We start from the raw sequence: 1,320 nt of genomic DNA on the forward strand, positions 1-1,320 counted from the left end.
GTTCGGGGGAGAAACCCTAAAATTCTTTGCCTTAGCACTAATTATTGGTTTTACAGCAGGGTCTTACTCCAGTATTTTTATTGCCAGTACCCTCTTAGCTTGGTGGAGAGAGCGCACTGGTAAAGCTCAGTCTGTAGTCGAGGTTGCAGTTAATCCAGAAAAGGAGGGGACTTCAGTGATTGAAGCAGAATTTTCTGATGAAGTTTAGTTATCATTTTCAATAGTCTTCTAATTATGGAGCAACCAGATAGCCCAAGACGAAAAATTACCCTTGACCCAATCCTTCAGGCCAGGGTAAAACGATTACATCAATTAACTGTTTATGGTAGGTGGATTTTCGTAGGCATCCTCTGGATAACTGTTGCTCCATTAAGCCTGTGGGCTTGGCAGTATGAAATTTCCCTGATGCGATCGCATTTTACCTGGGCAGCACTCCGGTATAGTATTATCTACAACCATGTGCCTGCCCTAGGTCTGGCTATCTGTATTGGCACAACCTTAGCCGTCTTAGTTTGGCAAAGTCGCAATATTTTATTTGGATTACCACCCTTAGAACAGAAACGTCTGGAGCAACAAGTACAGAGGATTTGTCAGCAAGGCCCAACACACCCACTGTGGAAGTGGGTGTGCGGCTCTTGAATTAAACGACTATATCCTCCTCAACAATAAAATCTTCCGCTGTGAGCTGACTCGCGGATACCCCGAACACCTGTGCTAAGACTTCGCCATTGGCAGTAATAGTAGTCGCCCCACCGCTACCAGCAATTGCCAGCTGAGCAAAGGTCAGATCTCCACCTAACTTGAACATATCGATTCCATCTTCAAAACCAAACACAGTATCTGTTCCCTCACCAGGGTTCAAGACATAGGTGTCAATACCGCCTTCGCCAGATAAGATATCATTCCCTAATCCGCCTTCTAAGATATCATCACTGTTACCACCAAACAGCGAGTCATTACCCTCACCACCGATCAAGGTGTCTGAGTTTTCTCCCCCAGACAAGTTATCATTACCAGCTCCACCATCCAGGAAGTCGCCATTAGTCCCACCATCAAGGACGTCATCACCGTCACCACCGAGTAGGGTGTCTGAGTTATCTCCTCCAACCAGGCTATCATTACCAGCTCCACCGTCGAGTAAGTCATTGCCTGAGCTACCTTCTAGGCTATCGTTGCCATTACCCCCAAGCAAAGTATCATCCTGGAAAGTACCAATCACCGTCGAGTCATTATCTTGGATGGTAATCAGAGTAGCTACCTCACTGACGTTGTTGAAAGCTAAACCATCATCAACCACAAACTGGATAATGCGACCAGAGG

Annotated in this window: 2 protein-coding genes and 1 pseudogene; 2 read left to right on the plus strand and 1 reads right to left on the minus strand. The window is 46.1% G+C overall.

Features of this window, described 5'->3' with window-relative positions:
- A pseudogene (locus F6K49_RS49735) lies at positions 1-208 on the plus strand (protein translocase subunit SecF); the annotation flags it as partial.
- A 26-nt stretch (positions 209-234) separates the two neighbouring features.
- The gene (locus tag F6K49_RS49740; RefSeq protein WP_293064659.1) at positions 235-639 is read left to right on the plus strand and encodes a hypothetical protein; all 405 of its coding nucleotides are present in this window, start codon (positions 235-237) and stop codon (positions 637-639) included.
- Position 640: 1 nt separating this feature from the next.
- Here the strand turns inward: F6K49_RS49740 and F6K49_RS49745 are convergent.
- Positions 641-1,320 (minus strand): calcium-binding protein (locus tag F6K49_RS49745; protein WP_293110198.1); only part of this gene is annotated, 680 nt, incomplete at its 5' end.

The sequence above is a fragment of the Moorena sp. SIO3I6 genome (assembly GCF_010672095.1).